Below are 15,200 nucleotides of genomic sequence, written 5' to 3' on the forward strand. Positions count from 1 at the left end.
AAAAGAGGGCGACAGTGCCAAAATAAGGGGAAGTCCCCGGTGATTCGGGCCTGGAGGGAGAATGATCCATGTCAGGACAATTGCATAAGCAGGGAGTGACCCTGGAATGGATCAGGGGACAGCTGAGCGGTTTCGGTGACCTGGAGGACAAGATCATGGCCGTTCCCTCTGGAGAGGTCAGCCTGCTGTATATCAAGAGTGTTACGGATGGACAGACCATCAGCCGGAATGTGGTTGCACCGTTCTACGAGATGGGCGATCCGGCAGCTTACTATAGCTACATTGCGGATTACCCCGGAAGTGAGGAAGTTACAGAGGGGACGCGTGCGCTGGACCTTCTGCTTAGCGGTTATGCCTGTATAGGCCAGGCCGGCCGGCTCTGCTTCTTCGATGCGCTCAAGGCTGAGGTTAGCGGTGTTAAAGAAACGATAACCGAGAGTATCAGCCAAGGCCCGTCAGATGCGCTGGGCGAGAGTCTGGCGGTTAATCTGAACCTGATCCGGCGGCGTTATCAGTCCTCGTCACTGAAGATGGAGTTCACCATCATCGGCAACGTGTCCAAGACCAAGGTGGCTATACTCTATGACGAGAGCAGAGTGAACCACAATGTTCTGGCCGAATTAAAAGAGAAGCTGGACTCTCTTAAGCTGGATGTTCTGCAGGCTGCCGGTGAGCTGGAGAAATATATCAGCAGCGACAAGCTGCGCATTTTCCCCAAAACGATCGTTACTGAGCGCCCGGACCGGGTGGTGTTCAATTTGGCTGAAGGCAAGGTTGCTGTAATGCTGGACACTACCGGATATGCCATTGTGCTCCCGTCTATATTCAATGACTTCTTCACAGCTATGGATGATAAAATCCATCTTCCCTTTGTTGGACGTTTCTTAAAGCTGCTGCGCATTCTCGGTGTGGCCATGACGCTGTGGCTGCCTGCCCTGTACATTGCCTTCACCTCCTATAATCCGGAGATTGTGCGTGTGCAGATTGCCCTGCTGATCGGGGGAAGCCGTGCTACAGTGCCTTATCCTTCTTTTGTCGAGGTCATTCTGATGATGATTATGATGGAATTTCTGACCGAAGCGAGCTTGCGGCTGCCCCGGGCTATTGGTCCGACGGCCACTACGGTTGGCGGTCTGATACTGGGCCAAGCCGCTACTGCGGCAGGACTGATCGGCAACATTATGATTATTCTGGTCTCCGTTGTGGCGATATCCAATTTCCTGATTCCGCTGAATATGATGAGCTTCTCTATCCGTGTGCTGAAATATTTCTTCGTCGTAGCTGCGGCAGTACTCGGTCTCGTCGGTGTTGTCATCTGCCTGGTGGGCTTCACCATGTATTTATGCAGCCAGCGCAGCTTCGGCCAGCCGTATTTCAAGTTGTTTTTCCTCGATACGCTGGGAACGACCCTGAGGAAGAAAAGCGGTGGGGAGTGATGGCTAAGAGCCGCTATTTCTATTGTCTTTTTCTCATGAATACCCTGATCAACATCATTAATTTCGCCCCCCGGGAGCTGATCGATGCCCGCTTTGACGGGGCGCAGTCCTCCATTCTGGTTGCGGTGGCTACGGGCACCCTGTTTATCTACTTGTTCACCAAAGTTATCAATAAATTCCCCGGACAGGGACTGCCGGAAATCTTCGGGTCGGCCTTGCCTAAGCTGCTGGCTGCTCCGCTGATTTTTGTGTATGCGGTTCTCTGGTATATGGCCGGGGCGCTGATTCTGCTGTCCTTTGTGGACATTACGCTGCGTTTTATCAGCCCGGATACAGGGCCGTATGCAATATTATTCGGCTTCCTGGCCGTTGTCTGCCTGTGTTCCCGGATAGACTCGCTGTCATTGCTCTACGGGCTGGAGGTTACGCTGGGGATTACCCTGCCTTTAATTCTGTATACAACAGTCAAGGCGATTATTAATCCGGACTTCAGCTGGGATGCCGTGCTGCAGGTGATGACGCATTCCCTGCATGCCCCGGATATGAACAGTATTGCAGCGGCAACGTTTACCTTCAGCGGTTATATCAATCTGGCGGTGTTCAACCGGGTATTTCATGGACTGAAGCTCAAGCATATATGGATTCTAAGTCTGGAAGGTTTTCTGGTGCTTGCCATATGCTTTTTTGTGCCGATCGGATATCACGGGACCGTTGGCATCGAACGGCATGTGTACACGTGGTTTACAACGGCGGACAGCATCCGCATCGAAGCTTTCCTGATCGAACGCATGCTGTATATCTTCTATTTCGCCTACATTACGTTATCTCTGGTCAGTGCTATCATCCAGTGGCATGTCGGCAAAGAGCTGCTGCTCAGCCTGTTGCCCTCCACAGCTAAGAAGCCTAAGAAAAAACTGCGTCAGGAGATCGTCATTCTGGTCCTATTTGCTGCCGGAGCCCTCGCCCTTATGCGTATGGATCAATACGACCTTAATATGCTTGGAGTATTCCTGCTGCATATCCGCTGGTACGGGGAGCTGCTGCTGATTCTCCTGCTGTTCTGGTGCTACTGGATTGTAAGGAGGCGGAGGGCATGAGAACCAAAAAGGGTGCAGTCTTCCTCCTGTTGTTGCTGGTGTGCATGACAGTGACAGGCTGCAATTTCAAAGATATCGACCGGAGAATATTTGTGGTCGCGATCGGGATTGACCCTGGCAAGGTGGAAGGGACATTCAAGGTTAGCCTGAAGCTGGCCATTCCTCAAGGGGATGTGACCAAGATCGACGAGAAGATGCAGATCCTCACCGAGGAATCGGAGAGTATCTCCGAGGCACTGCGCAGGATGAAGTCCAAAGTGGAGAAGGAGCTGGACTATGTCCACTGCAAGTCACTGATCCTGGGTGAGCAAATCGCTGCCAAAGACATCCGGCATGTGACGGACTGGGCGGTGCGGCGCAGAGATATCCAGCTGATCCTGAATTTTGCCGTTGGAAGGCCGGGGGCGCTGGAAGTATTGCAGGTGAAGCCGCCGTCCGAGCGAATCCCGTCCAACTCGCTGATTCTGGCGATGAGCGGACAGGGTACGGAGTCGCCATTTATCTCCAGTGTGTATTCCTATCAGCTGATGCGGAGCATTTATGAGAATGGCATTGATCCTATTCTGCCTATTATTGAAGCGCAGGGGGAAGAGCAGTTCCTGATCGATAAGATTGCTCTGCTGGATAAGAAAAAAATCAAGCTTGTTCTCACGCCGGACGAGACCAGACTGTTCAATCTGCTGTCCCGGTCCAATCTGCGGACGAACTTTCCGGCTCACTTAGGCGGCGGGATGTACCAGTACTACACAGAGAGCAGCTCCTCCAGCTACCGGATTGTGACGCAGCAGGAGGATAACCCGTACATCCGGTACAACATTAAGATCCGGGCAATTCTGGAGGAAAATAGTACAGAGGATATGGTAACTCACCACATGCTGAAGGAGATCGGGGAGTCAGGTGCAGCGGAACTCAGCAAGGCAGTTACAGCATTGCTGATCAAAATCCGGGACAGCGGGATGGACCCTATGGGCTGGGGGCTGCATTACGGGGCCCGGCACTGGAATAATGACACAGAAATGGCGGTGTGGGAGAGTCTGTATCCCCGGCTGAAATTTCAGGTTAAGGCGGATGTGGATGTGAAATACTCGGGAATGATCAAATAGAGTCCCGCCCGGATTGACGCTTCCGGCACTAGGACTTATACTTGATCTAAAAACAAGTTAGAGGATGATAAAGATGAGAACGCTGAATTTAACCTCTCAACGTCAGGCCGTGTATGATATCGTCCGTAATTCCCATGACCATCCTACTGCTGCGGAAGTAATGAACCGTCTTGTAGAGCAGGGGCATAACCTGGCCTATGGGACTGTCTATAATTCGCTGCGGTATCTTTCGGATAAACAAATGATTCGTGAACTGAAGCTCGGAGAGGCGGCCAGCAGATATGATGCCCGTCTGGACGACCATCAGCATATTATCTGTGAAATCTGCGGCGCAGTGGATGAAGTGATGAGTCAGGTTCCGCAGGCGTGGATCGATACGGTGGCGGAGGATACAGGTTATTCCATCACCCATACACATGTTGTATTTGGAGGCGTATGTCCAGCCTGCCGGAATAAGAATTCGCACTAGAAGCCAGGCTGTCCGGTTGGAAGGCTGCTGCACACCAAACTGAATAAATATAACAAAAGACCGTTTTCATAAAAACGGTTTTTTGCTGTGTATATATGAAAATTATTAAGCAACATAGGAGAATTATAATGAATTCCCGGAGAAAAGAGGATTTCCAGGGGCGATATTTAATTATATATTGAGGCTGCAGATTTATCGTGCTTAAGACCCATAAAGAAAGAGAGAGTGAGCCCATCATATGAATAAAAAGGCGCGTCTGACCATCCGCACGAAGCTAATTCTTACATATTTGCTTGTTTTGCTTGTACCCAGCATCATTATAGGCTGGCAGACCTATCAATCGGCCAGCAGTAAAGTCGGGGAGCAGCTCACCCAAAATGCCACGGAAAGTGTAGTGGCGGTTAACGAAATTATCGATGCAAACATTCAATCCAAAATTGATGATATTAACTACTTCGCTGCGCAGCTCACGGCGGATTCTATTAACAATGAAGCGGCGGGGGCGGGGGCGCCTGCACTGGAGGCCAGACTTAAGGAGTATGCCAAACTGCATTCCGATGTGCTTGATATTTATGCCGGAACCAGTAAAGGCAAGGGTATCCGTGCGGCCGATATCCAGCTGCCGGACGGCTATGACCCGCGCAAGGAGAACGCTTATATCAATGCGCTTAAGCATGGCAGCGGGATTGTGATCTCACCGGTATTCCAGACCGTGAATAATGAGTCGGCTATTGCAATTTCAGCAGTGCTGGAAGGCGGGAACGGGGTAGTGGGTCTGGATCTGAACCTGTCTTCGCTGGCTGATCTGACAGATATCAAGGTAGGCGAAGAAGGTTATATTCTGATTATCGACAGCAGCAAGAAATTCCTGGTTCACCCGACCGAAGCTATTGGCGAGGAGTCCTCACTTGATTTCGTGAAGCAAATGTTCGAAAGTGAGAGCGGCAGCTTCGATTATGACTATAAGGATTCCTCCAAGAAGATGACCTTCATGGTGAATGAGCTGACCGGCTGGAGAATCGGGGGAACCATCAGTAAGAATGAGATTACCCGTGCGACGAGTGATATCCGGGAGACGGTATTAATTGTAATCTCTGTTTCTGTATTGCTGGCGCTGGTGCTTATCTACTTCAATGTCTCGTCGATCCTGAAGCCGCTGATGCGGCTGCGCAGAGCGACAGAGCTAATCGCCGGGGGCGACTTGTCACAGGATATCGGGGACTTCCGCAGAGATGAGATTGGCCTGCTGGCTGAGAATTTCCGCCTGATGGTCGGCAATCTGCGGCAGATGATTACCGGTGTGCAGGAGATGACCGACAATGTCTCCTCATCCGCCGAGGAACTGACAGCGGGGGCTGAGCAGACTACCAAAGCGATAGAGCATGTTACGATAGCGATCCAGGAGGTAGCGGCCGGAACAGAGCGCCAGGTTAACAGTGTCAATAAAGGAATGATAAGTACGGCTGCCACTACAAGCGAGGTAGAGCATATTTCCGGATTCATGGAGCAGGTATCTGCGATGATGGACAAGACCTCGCTCTCTGCTTCAGAGGGGAATGAATCTGTAATCAGCGTAGTCGATAAGATCAACGGGATTCATGAAACGGTAGAGGAGCTGGGCGGGGTCATTGATAAGCTTAACGAGCGGACCGGACAGATCCAGGGGATTGTCGGTGTAATTACCGGGATCTCGCGGCAGACCAACCTGCTGGCGCTGAATGCTTCCATTGAAGCGGCCAGAGCAGGCGAGCAGGGCCGCGGCTTCGCGGTTGTCGCCTCAGAGGTGCGCAAGCTGGCTGAAGAATCAGAGAAGTCGGCAAGAATGATCTCCGAACAGATTACTTCAATTAATGCAGAGATGATCCAGGCTACAGCTACCATGGAGTATGCGAAGAACCGGGTATCCGAAGGCATTATGGCGGTCGATACGACCGGACGCTCCTTCTCACGGATCCGCAGGGCGGTTAAAGGGGCGGCGGAGAAGATTGAGGCGATGAATGGGGCAGTGCATACGCTGACGGCAGAAGCGGATAGTATGGAGAAGGCCATCGGAGAGATCCGAGGGATCACCCAGGAGGCGGCAGGCAATACCGAAACTATCTCCGCTGCTGCCCAGCAGCAGCTGGCATCGGTGGAAGAGATCGCTTCTTCCTCGGCAGATCTGAGCCATCTTGCCGATGAACTGCAGCGGCTGGTCGGCAAATTTAAATTATATCCGGGAAATCCGGCTCCGGGTGCAGCGGATACCGTCCGGCAGAGTAGCGGTAGTTCCGGAGACCAGCGGAATTCCTGAAGCAGAAAGTGCGCTGCGGTCTTCCCTTTTACCTCCTTTTGCAAGTATACTGATAAGCAATAATATGGGGTGACGAAGGAGAGAAGCATTCATGGCAGAGCAATTGAAGGGCATTACCATTGCCCTGGCGGGTCCGCGCAAGGCGGAAGAAATGGCCAAGCTGATACAGAATATGGGTGGGACTGCGCTGCACCGTCCCGCCCAGGGGACGTCATTTCTCGATGATGCTGCACTGCGTGACGGGCTGACGGCCTGGACAGACCAGCCGCCGGACCTGGCAGTTCTGACGACCGGAATGGGAATCGACGCATTGTTCGAGATGGCCGCGAAGCTGGAGCTTGCGGACCGCTTCCTGGAAGTTCTCTCCGCTTCACCTATTGCTGCGCGCGGCTATAAGACAGTCAATGCCTTGAAGAAGCGGGGGCTGGAGCCCGTGGTGCGCGACGATGACGGCAGCACCAAAGGGCTGATCCGCGGTTTGCAGGATTGGGATTTGCAGGGCAAGCGGGTCAGACTGCAGCTGCACGGAGAGTCTGCCCCGCATCTGGTCCAGTGGCTGGAGCAGGCGGGAGCAGAGGTCAGCTGGGTGCAGCCGTACCGGTACACGCAGCCGGAGCCGGGAGCGCTGGCCCTGCTGCTGGCGGATATTACAGAAGGCCGGGTGAACGCGGTAGCCTTCACAAGTGCTCCGCAATTCCGTTTCCTGGCGCAGTATGCGCGGGAGCAGGGCAGGCTGGAAGAACTCGTTCAGGCTTTGGAGGATAAGGTGCTGGCTGTATCTGTCGGCCGGCTTACCTCTGAAGCCCTCAAGGAAGAGGGCGTGAAGCGGATCATTATGCCGGAGCATGAACGGATGGGCAGCATGTTCGTAGAGCTGGGCCGTTATATCGCGGCTTCCCGGTAACCGGTAGCACCAGGCCGGGCTGCACAGGCACCCAGAGCAGGAATTCCCGTCCGGTACAGGACGGGAATTCTTTTTGGACAACCCGGATTAGCGTATTCTTACTATAAAAGCAGCCCGTTTTATGGACATCGGGAGCTGTTTTCCTTAGAATAATAGGCAACGTTCAACTACAAAGATAAAGAAATAAGGAGGAGGAGACCCATGGATAAGAGAAAATGCCTGTTACTTGGCGATTATACCCACCCACGGTTTCACCCGCTGCAAGGCGTAGACAAGCAGGTCAGCGAGATTCTGAATGATCTTCTGACCGTACAGTGCTCGGAGAATAAAAAGCTGCTGTTAAGCGAACATTTGGCAGGATATGATCTCTGCATTGCATATAACGAATTATGGAACGAAACCGTATCTCCCCAGCAGACGGCGGGTTTGCTGAGTTATGTAAGCGGCGGCGGCGGCCTGATTGTCCTGCATACCGGTGTTTCGCTGGCGAAGCGGTATGAGCTGGCACATCTGATCGGCGGCAGATTCACCGGACATCCTCCCTATGCACCGCTGAATTTCAAGGTGCGGGAACATGATATCACCGAAGGCATTGAGGATTTCCAGCTCGATGAAGAGCCGTACCGTTTCGAGTTCGACCCCTTCACCGATAAGAAGATTCTGCTTGAATATGAAGCGGACGGGGAAATGCTGCCTGCGGCCTGGTGCCACAGCTACGGTCAGGGACGGGTTGTCTACCTTATGCCCGGCCATCATGAGCCTTCGTTCCGTCATCCGGCAGTCCGCCAGCTGATTCTGCGCGCAGCCACCTGGGCGGCACGGATTCCGAGATAACCCCGGACTTTTGTGAAAGACAGTATATATTTTGGGGTCCCCGCAAAGTACCTGAGTAATCATCGAAGATTTGGCCCCACTTTGTGGGGTTATTTTGTGAATTGGCCCGCTAAGGGGTATACTCTAACCATAACTGGAATCTTTGGGAGGGAAGTACCATGAGTGATTTGTTCAAGAAAGCAATCTCTTTAGGAGTGGGCCTCACCATTGTCAGCAAGGAAAAGGTTGAAAAGGTCGTAGATGAACTCGTCAAGCGGGGCGAGCTTGCGCCATCGGAATCCAAGGCACTGGTTGACCGGCTGGTGGAGCGCGGTGAAGAAGAACGCGGTACCTTCAAAGCAGCTGTACATGAGCAGGTTCAGAAGGTGCTGAAGGAGCTCAAGGTGCCTGTTCAAGGAGACATTGCCGGACTGGAATCGCGCATTGCTGTGCTTGAACGCCGCGTGGCCGAGCTGGAGGGCAATACGGCTCCCCGCACCCAGGAGGATGTCGTGCCGGAAACGCATACGGAATAAATGGCAGTCCGCATAAGACATGCCGGCCGTTACCGGGCAATAGCCATGGCGCTGATGCGTCATGGCTTCGGCTATATGGTGGAGGAACTGGGCCTCTATCATCTCCTGTCCCTTCCGCGCCGGATTATTACGCAGGAGGTTCACGAAAGCGTAACACTCGGGGAGCGGATCCGCCGGGTGCTGGAGGATCTGGGGCCAACGTTTGTCAAATTGGGCCAGCTCGCCAGTACACGTTCCGATCTGCTGCCGGATTCAATTATACAGGAGCTTATTAAGCTGCAGGACAATGTGCCGCCGTTCTCGGCCGAGACGGCCCGCAATATTATCGAGCAGGAACTCGATCAGCATATGGATGCGGTCTTTGAGTACTTCGAGAACAATCCGCTTGCTGCGGCTTCCATCGGTCAGGTGCACCGGGCGGTGCTGCACGGCGGCCAGAGTGTAGCGGTCAAGATTCAGCGTCCCGGCGTCATGCGGACCATGAGCCGGGATCTTGAAATTCTGCTGGATCTAAGCGTCCTGGCTGAGCGGAAGATGGACTGGGCCAAGCAATACGGATTAACCCGGATGGTCGAGGAGTTCTCCCGCGCCCTGATGGCCGAGCTTGATTATGCCCAGGAAGGGCGCAATGCCGAACGTATAGCCGGGCATCTGACTGCCCAGGATAATGTATATATACCGGCCATCTATTGGGATTTCAGCTCGACACGGGTGCTGACGATGGAATACGTGGACGGAATTACGCTGAACCGCAGGGATGAGCTGCTGAACAAGGGCGTCAAGCTCAAGACTATTGCCCAGCAGCTTGTAGAGATGATGCTGAACCAGATTTTCATCCATGGCTTCTTTCATGCCGATCCGCATCCGGGCAATGTCATGGTGCTGGAGGACGGCAAGCTGGCTCTGATTGATTTCGGGATGGTCGGTCGGCTGAGCGAGGAAATGAAGGACGGGCTGTCCGCACTCGTGATCGCACTGATGCGCAAGAACACCGATTCGATGGTACGGGCCATTCTGCGGCTGGGTGTGATTCCGGAGGATGCCGACCGGATGGCGCTGCATGATGATATGGACCGGCTGCGGGAGCAGTATTATGATATCCCGTTTAAGCAGGTCAGCATCGGCAAGGCGCTGAATGATCTGTTCGGCATTGCCCGCAAGCACCGGCTGGTTATTCCGCCGGATCTCGCGATGCTGGGCAAGACGATGCTGACGCTGGAGGGCATGGTCGCCAGCCTCGACCCGGCCTTCAGCATAGTGCAGATGGCCGAGCCGTTCGGCAGGCAGCTGGTGAAGCAGCGGTTCAGCGGAAGCCGGCTGCAGCGCAAGCTGCTCGGCGGAGTAGCCGATCTTGCCGAGAGTCTGGTGGAGCTTCCTGCCCAGGCCCGGCAGCTCTCCGCGCTGCTCAGCAAGGGGAAGCTCAAGGTGGAGATTGGGGTACCTGAGCTCCAGAATCTGGAGCACAAGTTCAGCCGGGTCGGCAACCGGCTCTCCTTCAGTATCGTACTGCTGGCCTTCAGCATTATTATGGCCGGTCTGATTGTTGCTTCCTCTCTGCGCGGTGAGCCTTCGCTGCTCTGGGATTTCCCCATCGTGGAGATCGGCTCCGTCATCGCTATGCTGATGATTATATGGCTGCTGTTCTCGATATTCAAATCAGGAAGATTCTAGCGGGATAAGTCCCGGGAAATAATTATTCTTCCGCAGATGCACACAAGCGGCGCGAAATCAAGTACAATATATAAAGATAACTTGCCCAAAATTAAAGTGTAATGGAACGCAAATGGAGTGCCGTCTGAATGTCCGGTGGATCGCTGCTGCCCCAGAAACCGAACTTCGACTGCAGCCTTGCGGGCCAGTGGAACGGAAGGGCTCCGGCAACGGGGTTCTTCCGCTTTTGTTTGATACGGATACCTGAGAGCGATATCTGGACTGGCTGTCCTGGCACAGCACACTATGCAGGACGGTGCAGCCGTTGCCGCCTGATAACGGGCTTATGCCGCAGGCCAAGCCTTGTGAATGCGTACATTACTCCGATAAATGGATGAATATAAGTTATGAAGTGAAAACTTAGGGAAAATAGTGAGGTGGAGCAATTGCCGGGTTTTAAAGAATTAGGAGTTTCAGAAGTACTAAACGATCTGCTCAAGGGGCAGGGAATCGTGAAGCCGACGCCGGTGCAGGAAGAGGCGATTCCGCCGCTGGTAGAGGGTCTCGATGTTATCGCCCGTGCCAAGACGGGAACAGGGAAGACACTGGCCTTCCTGCTGCCGATTATGGACAAGATCCGGGTAGAGGCGGCTTATCCGCAGGCGCTTATTCTTGCGCCGACGCGTGAACTTGCGCTGCAGATTACCGAAGAAGCGCGCAAGCTGGCGCGCCATACGGGAGTGAAGATTCTGGCAGTCTATGGCGGACAGGATGTGGAGAAACAGCTCCGCAAGCTGGAAGGCGGCAGACATCTCATTATCGGAACGCCGGGACGGCTGCTGGATCACCTGCGCCGGGAGACGCTGGACTTAGGCGGCGTGAAGATGCTGGTGCTGGATGAAGCGGACCAGATGCTGCACATGGGCTTCCTGGAGGATGTAGAGACGATCATTACGGCTGTGCCTTACCGCCGCCAGACAATGTTGTTCTCTGCAACAATGCCGGACCCGATCAAACGACTGGCTGCGAATTATATGAAAGAACCGCTTGATATCATTATCAAGAGCGGCTCTCCAATACCGCTGGACAATATCCGCCAGCAGGTAGTGGAATGCTCTGACCGCAATAAGGAAGAAGCGCTGATCTCCCTGATCGAGCGGGACCGCCCGTACCTGGCGATCATCTTCTGCCGGACCAAACGCCGGGCCATCAAGCTGAACGAAGCACTGCAGGCGGCCGGGTATGACTGCGACGAATTGCACGGCGACTTGTCGCAGGGCAAACGCGAAGCGGTCATGAAGCGGTTCCGCGATGCCAAGCTGCAGCTGCTGGTTGCTACGGATGTGGCAGCCCGCGGGCTTGATGTGGAGGGCATTACCCACATCTTCAACTACGATCTTCCGCTGGATGCGGACAGCTATATTCACCGGATCGGCCGCACGGGCCGCGCCGGAGGCAAAGGCCTTGCGATCACGTTCTCTTCGCCGCGCGAACGCGCCGGGCTCGAACTGATCGAGCACGGCATTTCCCAGCGGCTGGACCGCCGCCGGTACGAGAAGGATGAATTCGGCGTTGGCGAATTCACCTCTGTGCAAGGCGGCGGCTCGCCGCGCGGCGGGCGGCAGAGCGCAGCGCCTGAAGCGGCGCGCGCTGGTCGCGGCGGCCGCGGGCAGGGCCGCAGCGGCGGTGCTCCGCGCGCGGAAGCCGCAGGCGCAGGGCGTCCGGGCGGACGCGGACGCGGCGGCAAGGAAGCAGGCGGCTGGGGTGCGCCTGCGGAAGGCGGAAGCCGCAGCCGTAAGGAAGCGGCAGGCGGCAAGGAAGCAGGCGGCTGGGGCGCGCCTGCGGAAGGCGGGAGCCGCAGCCGTAAGAACGCGGCGGGCGGCGGTGGCGGCAAGCGCAGCGCGTACAGCGCGGCTGCGGCTCCGCGGGGCGGCGACTCCGCCGGCAAGAGCGCGGCGAAGCCAAGACCGGGCGGCGGCTACGGCGCCTTCGCCAGCGGCGGCGGCGACAGCAGCCCGGCTCCGGGTTATGCGGCTGGAGCGAATGCCGCAGGCGGACGCGGCGGCAATAAGGGCGGCGGCGCCAGAAGCGGCGGCCCGAGCAGCGGCTACAGCACCAATGTATCCAGAGGCGCGGATGCCGGCGAATTCAGCTATGGTGTTTCGAAGGGTGGCGGCTCAGGTGCCGGGTACAACCCGGGCGGCGCGAAGTCGAGCCCGAAATTCCGGGCGCATGTAGCCCGCAGCAATGAAGGCGGCGGCTCAGGCGCGCCCGCTACCAAAGGCGGCGGCTCACGCGGAGGTTATAGCGGCGGCGGCTCCAAGGGCGGCAAAGGCGGATTTAGCTCGGGCGGACGCAGCAGCGGCGGAACCTCATCGCGCGGCGGACGCAGTGGCGGCTCCGGCGGCGGTTCACGCGGCGGACGCGGCTCATCCAGATAAAGGCGCTTTACATTCATAAGTGAAACTTGTTACCATAGGGCAGTTAGCGTATCGGCTAATTGTTCTATGGTAATATTTGTTTTAGGGGCTGCTGCACATTTATCAGCCCGGACTGAAACATTTCGGCCCTTCAGCCTGTCTAATAATGTAACTAAGCTTTAGAAAGAATACAGAACTTCTAGGAGGAACGAAACCGCATATGTCCAGAACCACCAAGATTGTCATCTTGTTCATCGTTGTCATTGCTGTCGGCTGGGGAATCGGGAAGTATACTAGCCCGTCCGCTTCCCGGGAAGACGGAACAAATATAAATACAGGTACCGATCTCGGGGCCGGGCCGGGTACGGCGCCGGAGACTTCGGCACTGCCAAGCGCAGAGCCGGACGGCCAGGAGCAGGGCTCCGGCAACAATACGGGGACTGAGCCTACACCGACGCCTGCGGATTCAACGAGCGGGGAGAATAATGCGGCCGGGACTCCGGAACCAACGGACAAGCCTGCCCCTACGGATAAGCCGGCAGCTACGGATTCCGGCAGTAATGGTGATGCAGAGATGGTTGCCGCCGAACCAGAGAGCATCGCGGTTATGGTTAATAAGCAGTACAGACTGCCTGATAAATATAAGCCGGCCGATCTGGTCTATCCTGATGTGCCTTTTATTTTCTCGGAGAAGATCGAGAAGCGGATGCTGCGGCGTGAAGCTGCCACGGCGCTGGAGGAGATGTTTGCCGGGGCGAAGAAGGACGGTATTTATCTGGCCGGCGTATCCGGCTACCGTTCGGAAGCGACCCAGAGAAGGCTGTTCAATAACTATGTAGCCCGGGACGGAGAAGAGAAAGCCCGCACCTACAGTGCGTTGCCCGGACACAGCGAGCATCAGACGGGTCTGGCGATTGACCTGTCCGGCAGTGACGGCAAATGTGCGGCCGAAAGCTGCTTTGCCGGTACGAAGGAAGCAGAATGGCTTGCAGATCATGCCGCTGAGTACGGATATATTATCCGGTTCCTCGAAGGTAAGCAGGCGATCACCGGATATATTTATGAGCCTTGGCATGTCCGGTATGTAGGCAAGGAGATCGCCGCGTCCGTATCGGAGAGAGGGATTACCCTCGAAGAATATTATGATGCCGTTCCGGTGTCGAATTAATGTGAAATCGATGTACAGCCGGCCCCGTGGTTCACGGGGTCTTTTTGTGATTTATTCTAAGTCTATCCTTCACCCTGTGAATAGTTGGACCTCCGGGCGTCTGCTGTTGCCGCAGTTGCTACATTTACGTATTTGAGTATTTGCCGTGGTTACCGTAGTTGTCGTTGGAATTTCTCGATTCATAAAATCCTGCCCAAAATACAACATTTCCCTCATTCTATCGGCGCAAATCCAGAAATGTTGTATAAAAGGCAGGATTTCATTGTGTTCAAGCGGCTTAGCAGGATTATTCTTGTATTTTATACAACAATCCGCCCGAACACCCTGCTATCAAGACATCAAAGTTGCAGAACGTACAACATTTACGCCTACAGTGCTTCCTAAGAGTCTCCATTCTGCCGGCAACGAATCAAGTTTATGGAATTGATGTATTCATTCAGTCCCACACAGCAGCTGAACGGTAGCTTGTAGGGTTGTTGCTGCATTGCGGTTTATATAGTTGGGTTGCTGAACCTGACGCAAGCGGACTGAGAAGCGCTTATTTCTCCGTTAATCATCATATTGGCGCCGAAGCGGACTGAGATTCCGTTATCTTATGTATTTTTGCCTGAAATGAGGATCTGCGGACATATAAGGGATTGTGAGTCCGCTTGATCTGCAAATACGGCTGTTCTGCCCGAATAAGCGATTCTCAGTCCGCGTCACTAGCAGCCCGGGCCATGACAGTGCTGACAGGTTTCTGTCTGCTGCGCAGGAAAGCGGTGTGTCCACGGGATGATGATCACTCCTCCTATATCCTTCGGCGGGCTTCGTTTGGTTCACCTACGGGGCCTCTGGTTAATTAGTGGGAAACCGCACACTAATAAATGGGAGGTGTTCTGAATGTCTGAACATAATCATGTGGTGAGCAAGGACGGAAGTGTGACGATGCACCGGGTGAACGATGCGCTGGACCGGATTGAGCCGGGGCAGAAGGAATTGATCCTGAACAATTTCGAGGATTTCAAAAGCTACTTGGGAAAGCGCATCCAACTGGCGCAGAAAATCGGGCTCAGCGATGAGCAGCTGGCTGTGGCTGCCGAGAAAATCGCCGATTATCTGGCGGCGTACGAAGAGCCCCGCAACAGTGAGGAGAAGCTGCTGCTGGAACTGTGGAAGGCCGGAAACAAGGAAGAGCGCCACCGGCTGGCGCATATGCTGGTAAAGATGGTGCAGAATTAAGAAGCAGCAAGCATATTCTTAAATAATGAACACCAGCGGCTTAACAGCTGTCCTGCTTCAGCTTTGGTGGTTCCGTGACGGTAACGGGAC

13 protein-coding genes are annotated in these 15,200 nt (G+C 54.6%); 12 read left to right on the top strand and 1 reads right to left on the bottom strand.

Annotated features, from left to right (window positions below; translation table 11 throughout):
- Nucleotides 1-68 precede the first annotated feature (68 nt).
- The 9 genes from MHI42_RS22485 (at nucleotide 69) to MHI42_RS22525 (ending at nucleotide 10,322) form a co-directional block, all read left to right on the top strand.
- The gene (locus MHI42_RS22485) at nucleotides 69-1,436 is read left to right on the top strand and encodes a spore germination protein (RefSeq protein ID WP_171720716.1); all 1,368 of its coding nucleotides are present in this window, start codon (nucleotides 69-71) and stop codon (nucleotides 1,434-1,436) included.
- The gene (locus MHI42_RS22490; protein WP_171720715.1) at nucleotides 1,436-2,533 is read left to right on the top strand and encodes a GerAB/ArcD/ProY family transporter; all 1,098 of its coding nucleotides are present in this window, start codon (nucleotides 1,436-1,438) and stop codon (nucleotides 2,531-2,533) included. Before MHI42_RS22485 ends, MHI42_RS22490 begins: the two co-directional genes overlap by 1 nt.
- Nucleotides 2,530-3,636, top strand: coding sequence for a Ger(x)C family spore germination protein (locus MHI42_RS22495; RefSeq protein ID WP_171720714.1), 1,107 nt, complete (start codon nucleotides 2,530-2,532; stop codon nucleotides 3,634-3,636). Before MHI42_RS22490 ends, MHI42_RS22495 begins: the two co-directional genes overlap by 4 nt.
- 73 nt (nucleotides 3,637-3,709) lie before the next feature.
- Nucleotides 3,710-4,105, top strand: coding sequence for a transcriptional repressor (locus tag MHI42_RS22500; protein WP_039305505.1), 396 nt, complete (start codon nucleotides 3,710-3,712; stop codon nucleotides 4,103-4,105).
- 238 nt (nucleotides 4,106-4,343) lie between these two features.
- Nucleotides 4,344-6,398, top strand: coding sequence for a methyl-accepting chemotaxis protein (locus tag MHI42_RS22505; RefSeq protein ID WP_342420712.1), 2,055 nt, complete (start codon nucleotides 4,344-4,346; stop codon nucleotides 6,396-6,398).
- 91 nt (nucleotides 6,399-6,489) lie between these two features.
- A complete protein-coding gene (locus MHI42_RS22510) occupies nucleotides 6,490-7,302 on the top strand; it encodes a uroporphyrinogen-III synthase (protein WP_340989462.1) in 813 nt (270 codons plus the stop codon).
- Between the two features lie 201 nt (nucleotides 7,303-7,503).
- Complete coding sequence (locus MHI42_RS22515; RefSeq protein WP_039305493.1) at nucleotides 7,504-8,136, top strand: ThuA domain-containing protein; 633 nt, start codon at nucleotides 7,504-7,506, stop codon at nucleotides 8,134-8,136.
- A gap of 158 nt (nucleotides 8,137-8,294) precedes the next feature.
- The gene (locus MHI42_RS22520) at nucleotides 8,295-8,651 is read left to right on the top strand and encodes an ATP synthase subunit B (RefSeq protein WP_039305489.1); all 357 of its coding nucleotides are present in this window, start codon (nucleotides 8,295-8,297) and stop codon (nucleotides 8,649-8,651) included.
- Nucleotides 8,652-10,322 (top strand): AarF/UbiB family protein, encoded by a 1,671-nt coding sequence (locus MHI42_RS22525; RefSeq protein ID WP_042140289.1) that lies wholly within the window; start codon nucleotides 8,652-8,654, stop codon nucleotides 10,320-10,322. It abuts the gene before it with no gap.
- Between the two features lie 91 nt (nucleotides 10,323-10,413).
- Here MHI42_RS22525 and MHI42_RS22530 read toward each other — a convergent pair whose 3' ends face one another.
- Nucleotides 10,414-10,599 carry a hypothetical protein gene (locus MHI42_RS22530; protein WP_179093612.1) on the bottom strand — a complete coding sequence of 62 codons (186 nt, stop codon included), beginning with the start codon at nucleotides 10,597-10,599 and terminating at the stop codon, nucleotides 10,414-10,416.
- Nucleotides 10,600-10,747: 148 nt separating this feature from the next.
- Between MHI42_RS22530 and MHI42_RS22535 the strand changes: the two genes are divergently transcribed.
- From MHI42_RS22535 to MHI42_RS22545, 3 genes are all read left to right on the top strand, one after another.
- A complete protein-coding gene (locus MHI42_RS22535) occupies nucleotides 10,748-12,742 on the top strand; it encodes a DEAD/DEAH box helicase (protein WP_342420713.1) in 1,995 nt (664 codons plus the stop codon).
- Between the two features lie 199 nt (nucleotides 12,743-12,941).
- A complete protein-coding gene (locus MHI42_RS22540) occupies nucleotides 12,942-13,889 on the top strand; it encodes a M15 family metallopeptidase (RefSeq protein WP_171720709.1) in 948 nt (315 codons plus the stop codon).
- A gap of 882 nt (nucleotides 13,890-14,771) precedes the next feature.
- Nucleotides 14,772-15,110: a DUF3243 domain-containing protein gene (locus tag MHI42_RS22545; protein WP_342420714.1), complete on the top strand. Its 339-nt coding sequence runs from the start codon at nucleotides 14,772-14,774 to the stop codon at nucleotides 15,108-15,110.
- Nucleotides 15,111-15,200 lie beyond the last annotated feature (90 nt).

It is taken from the genome of Paenibacillus sp. FSL E2-0178 (genome assembly GCF_038593005.1).
In the GTDB taxonomy this organism is placed as follows: domain Bacteria; phylum Bacillota; class Bacilli; order Paenibacillales; family Paenibacillaceae; genus Paenibacillus_AQ; species Paenibacillus_AQ phytohabitans.

Bases quoted from the DNA above. Each gene is read 5' to 3' on its own strand.
- MHI42_RS22485 (WP_171720716.1), top strand. From the start codon at position 69: ATGTCAGGACAATTGCATAAGCAGGGAGTGACCCTGGAATGGATCAGG.
- MHI42_RS22490 (WP_171720715.1), top strand. From the start codon at position 1,436: ATGGCTAAGAGCCGCTATTTCTATTGTCTTTTTCTCATGAATACCCTG.
- MHI42_RS22495 (WP_171720714.1), top strand. From the start codon at position 2,530: ATGAGAACCAAAAAGGGTGCAGTCTTCCTCCTGTTGTTGCTGGTGTGC.
- MHI42_RS22500 (WP_039305505.1), top strand. From the start codon at position 3,710: ATGAGAACGCTGAATTTAACCTCTCAACGTCAGGCCGTGTATGATATC.
- MHI42_RS22505 (WP_342420712.1), top strand. From the start codon at position 4,344: ATGAATAAAAAGGCGCGTCTGACCATCCGCACGAAGCTAATTCTTACA.
- MHI42_RS22510 (WP_340989462.1), top strand. From the start codon at position 6,490: ATGGCAGAGCAATTGAAGGGCATTACCATTGCCCTGGCGGGTCCGCGC.
- MHI42_RS22515 (WP_039305493.1), top strand. From the start codon at position 7,504: ATGGATAAGAGAAAATGCCTGTTACTTGGCGATTATACCCACCCACGG.
- MHI42_RS22520 (WP_039305489.1), top strand. From the start codon at position 8,295: ATGAGTGATTTGTTCAAGAAAGCAATCTCTTTAGGAGTGGGCCTCACC.
- MHI42_RS22525 (WP_042140289.1), top strand. From the start codon at position 8,652: ATGGCAGTCCGCATAAGACATGCCGGCCGTTACCGGGCAATAGCCATG.
- MHI42_RS22540 (WP_171720709.1), top strand. From the start codon at position 12,942: ATGTCCAGAACCACCAAGATTGTCATCTTGTTCATCGTTGTCATTGCT.
- MHI42_RS22545 (WP_342420714.1), top strand. From the start codon at position 14,772: ATGTCTGAACATAATCATGTGGTGAGCAAGGACGGAAGTGTGACGATG.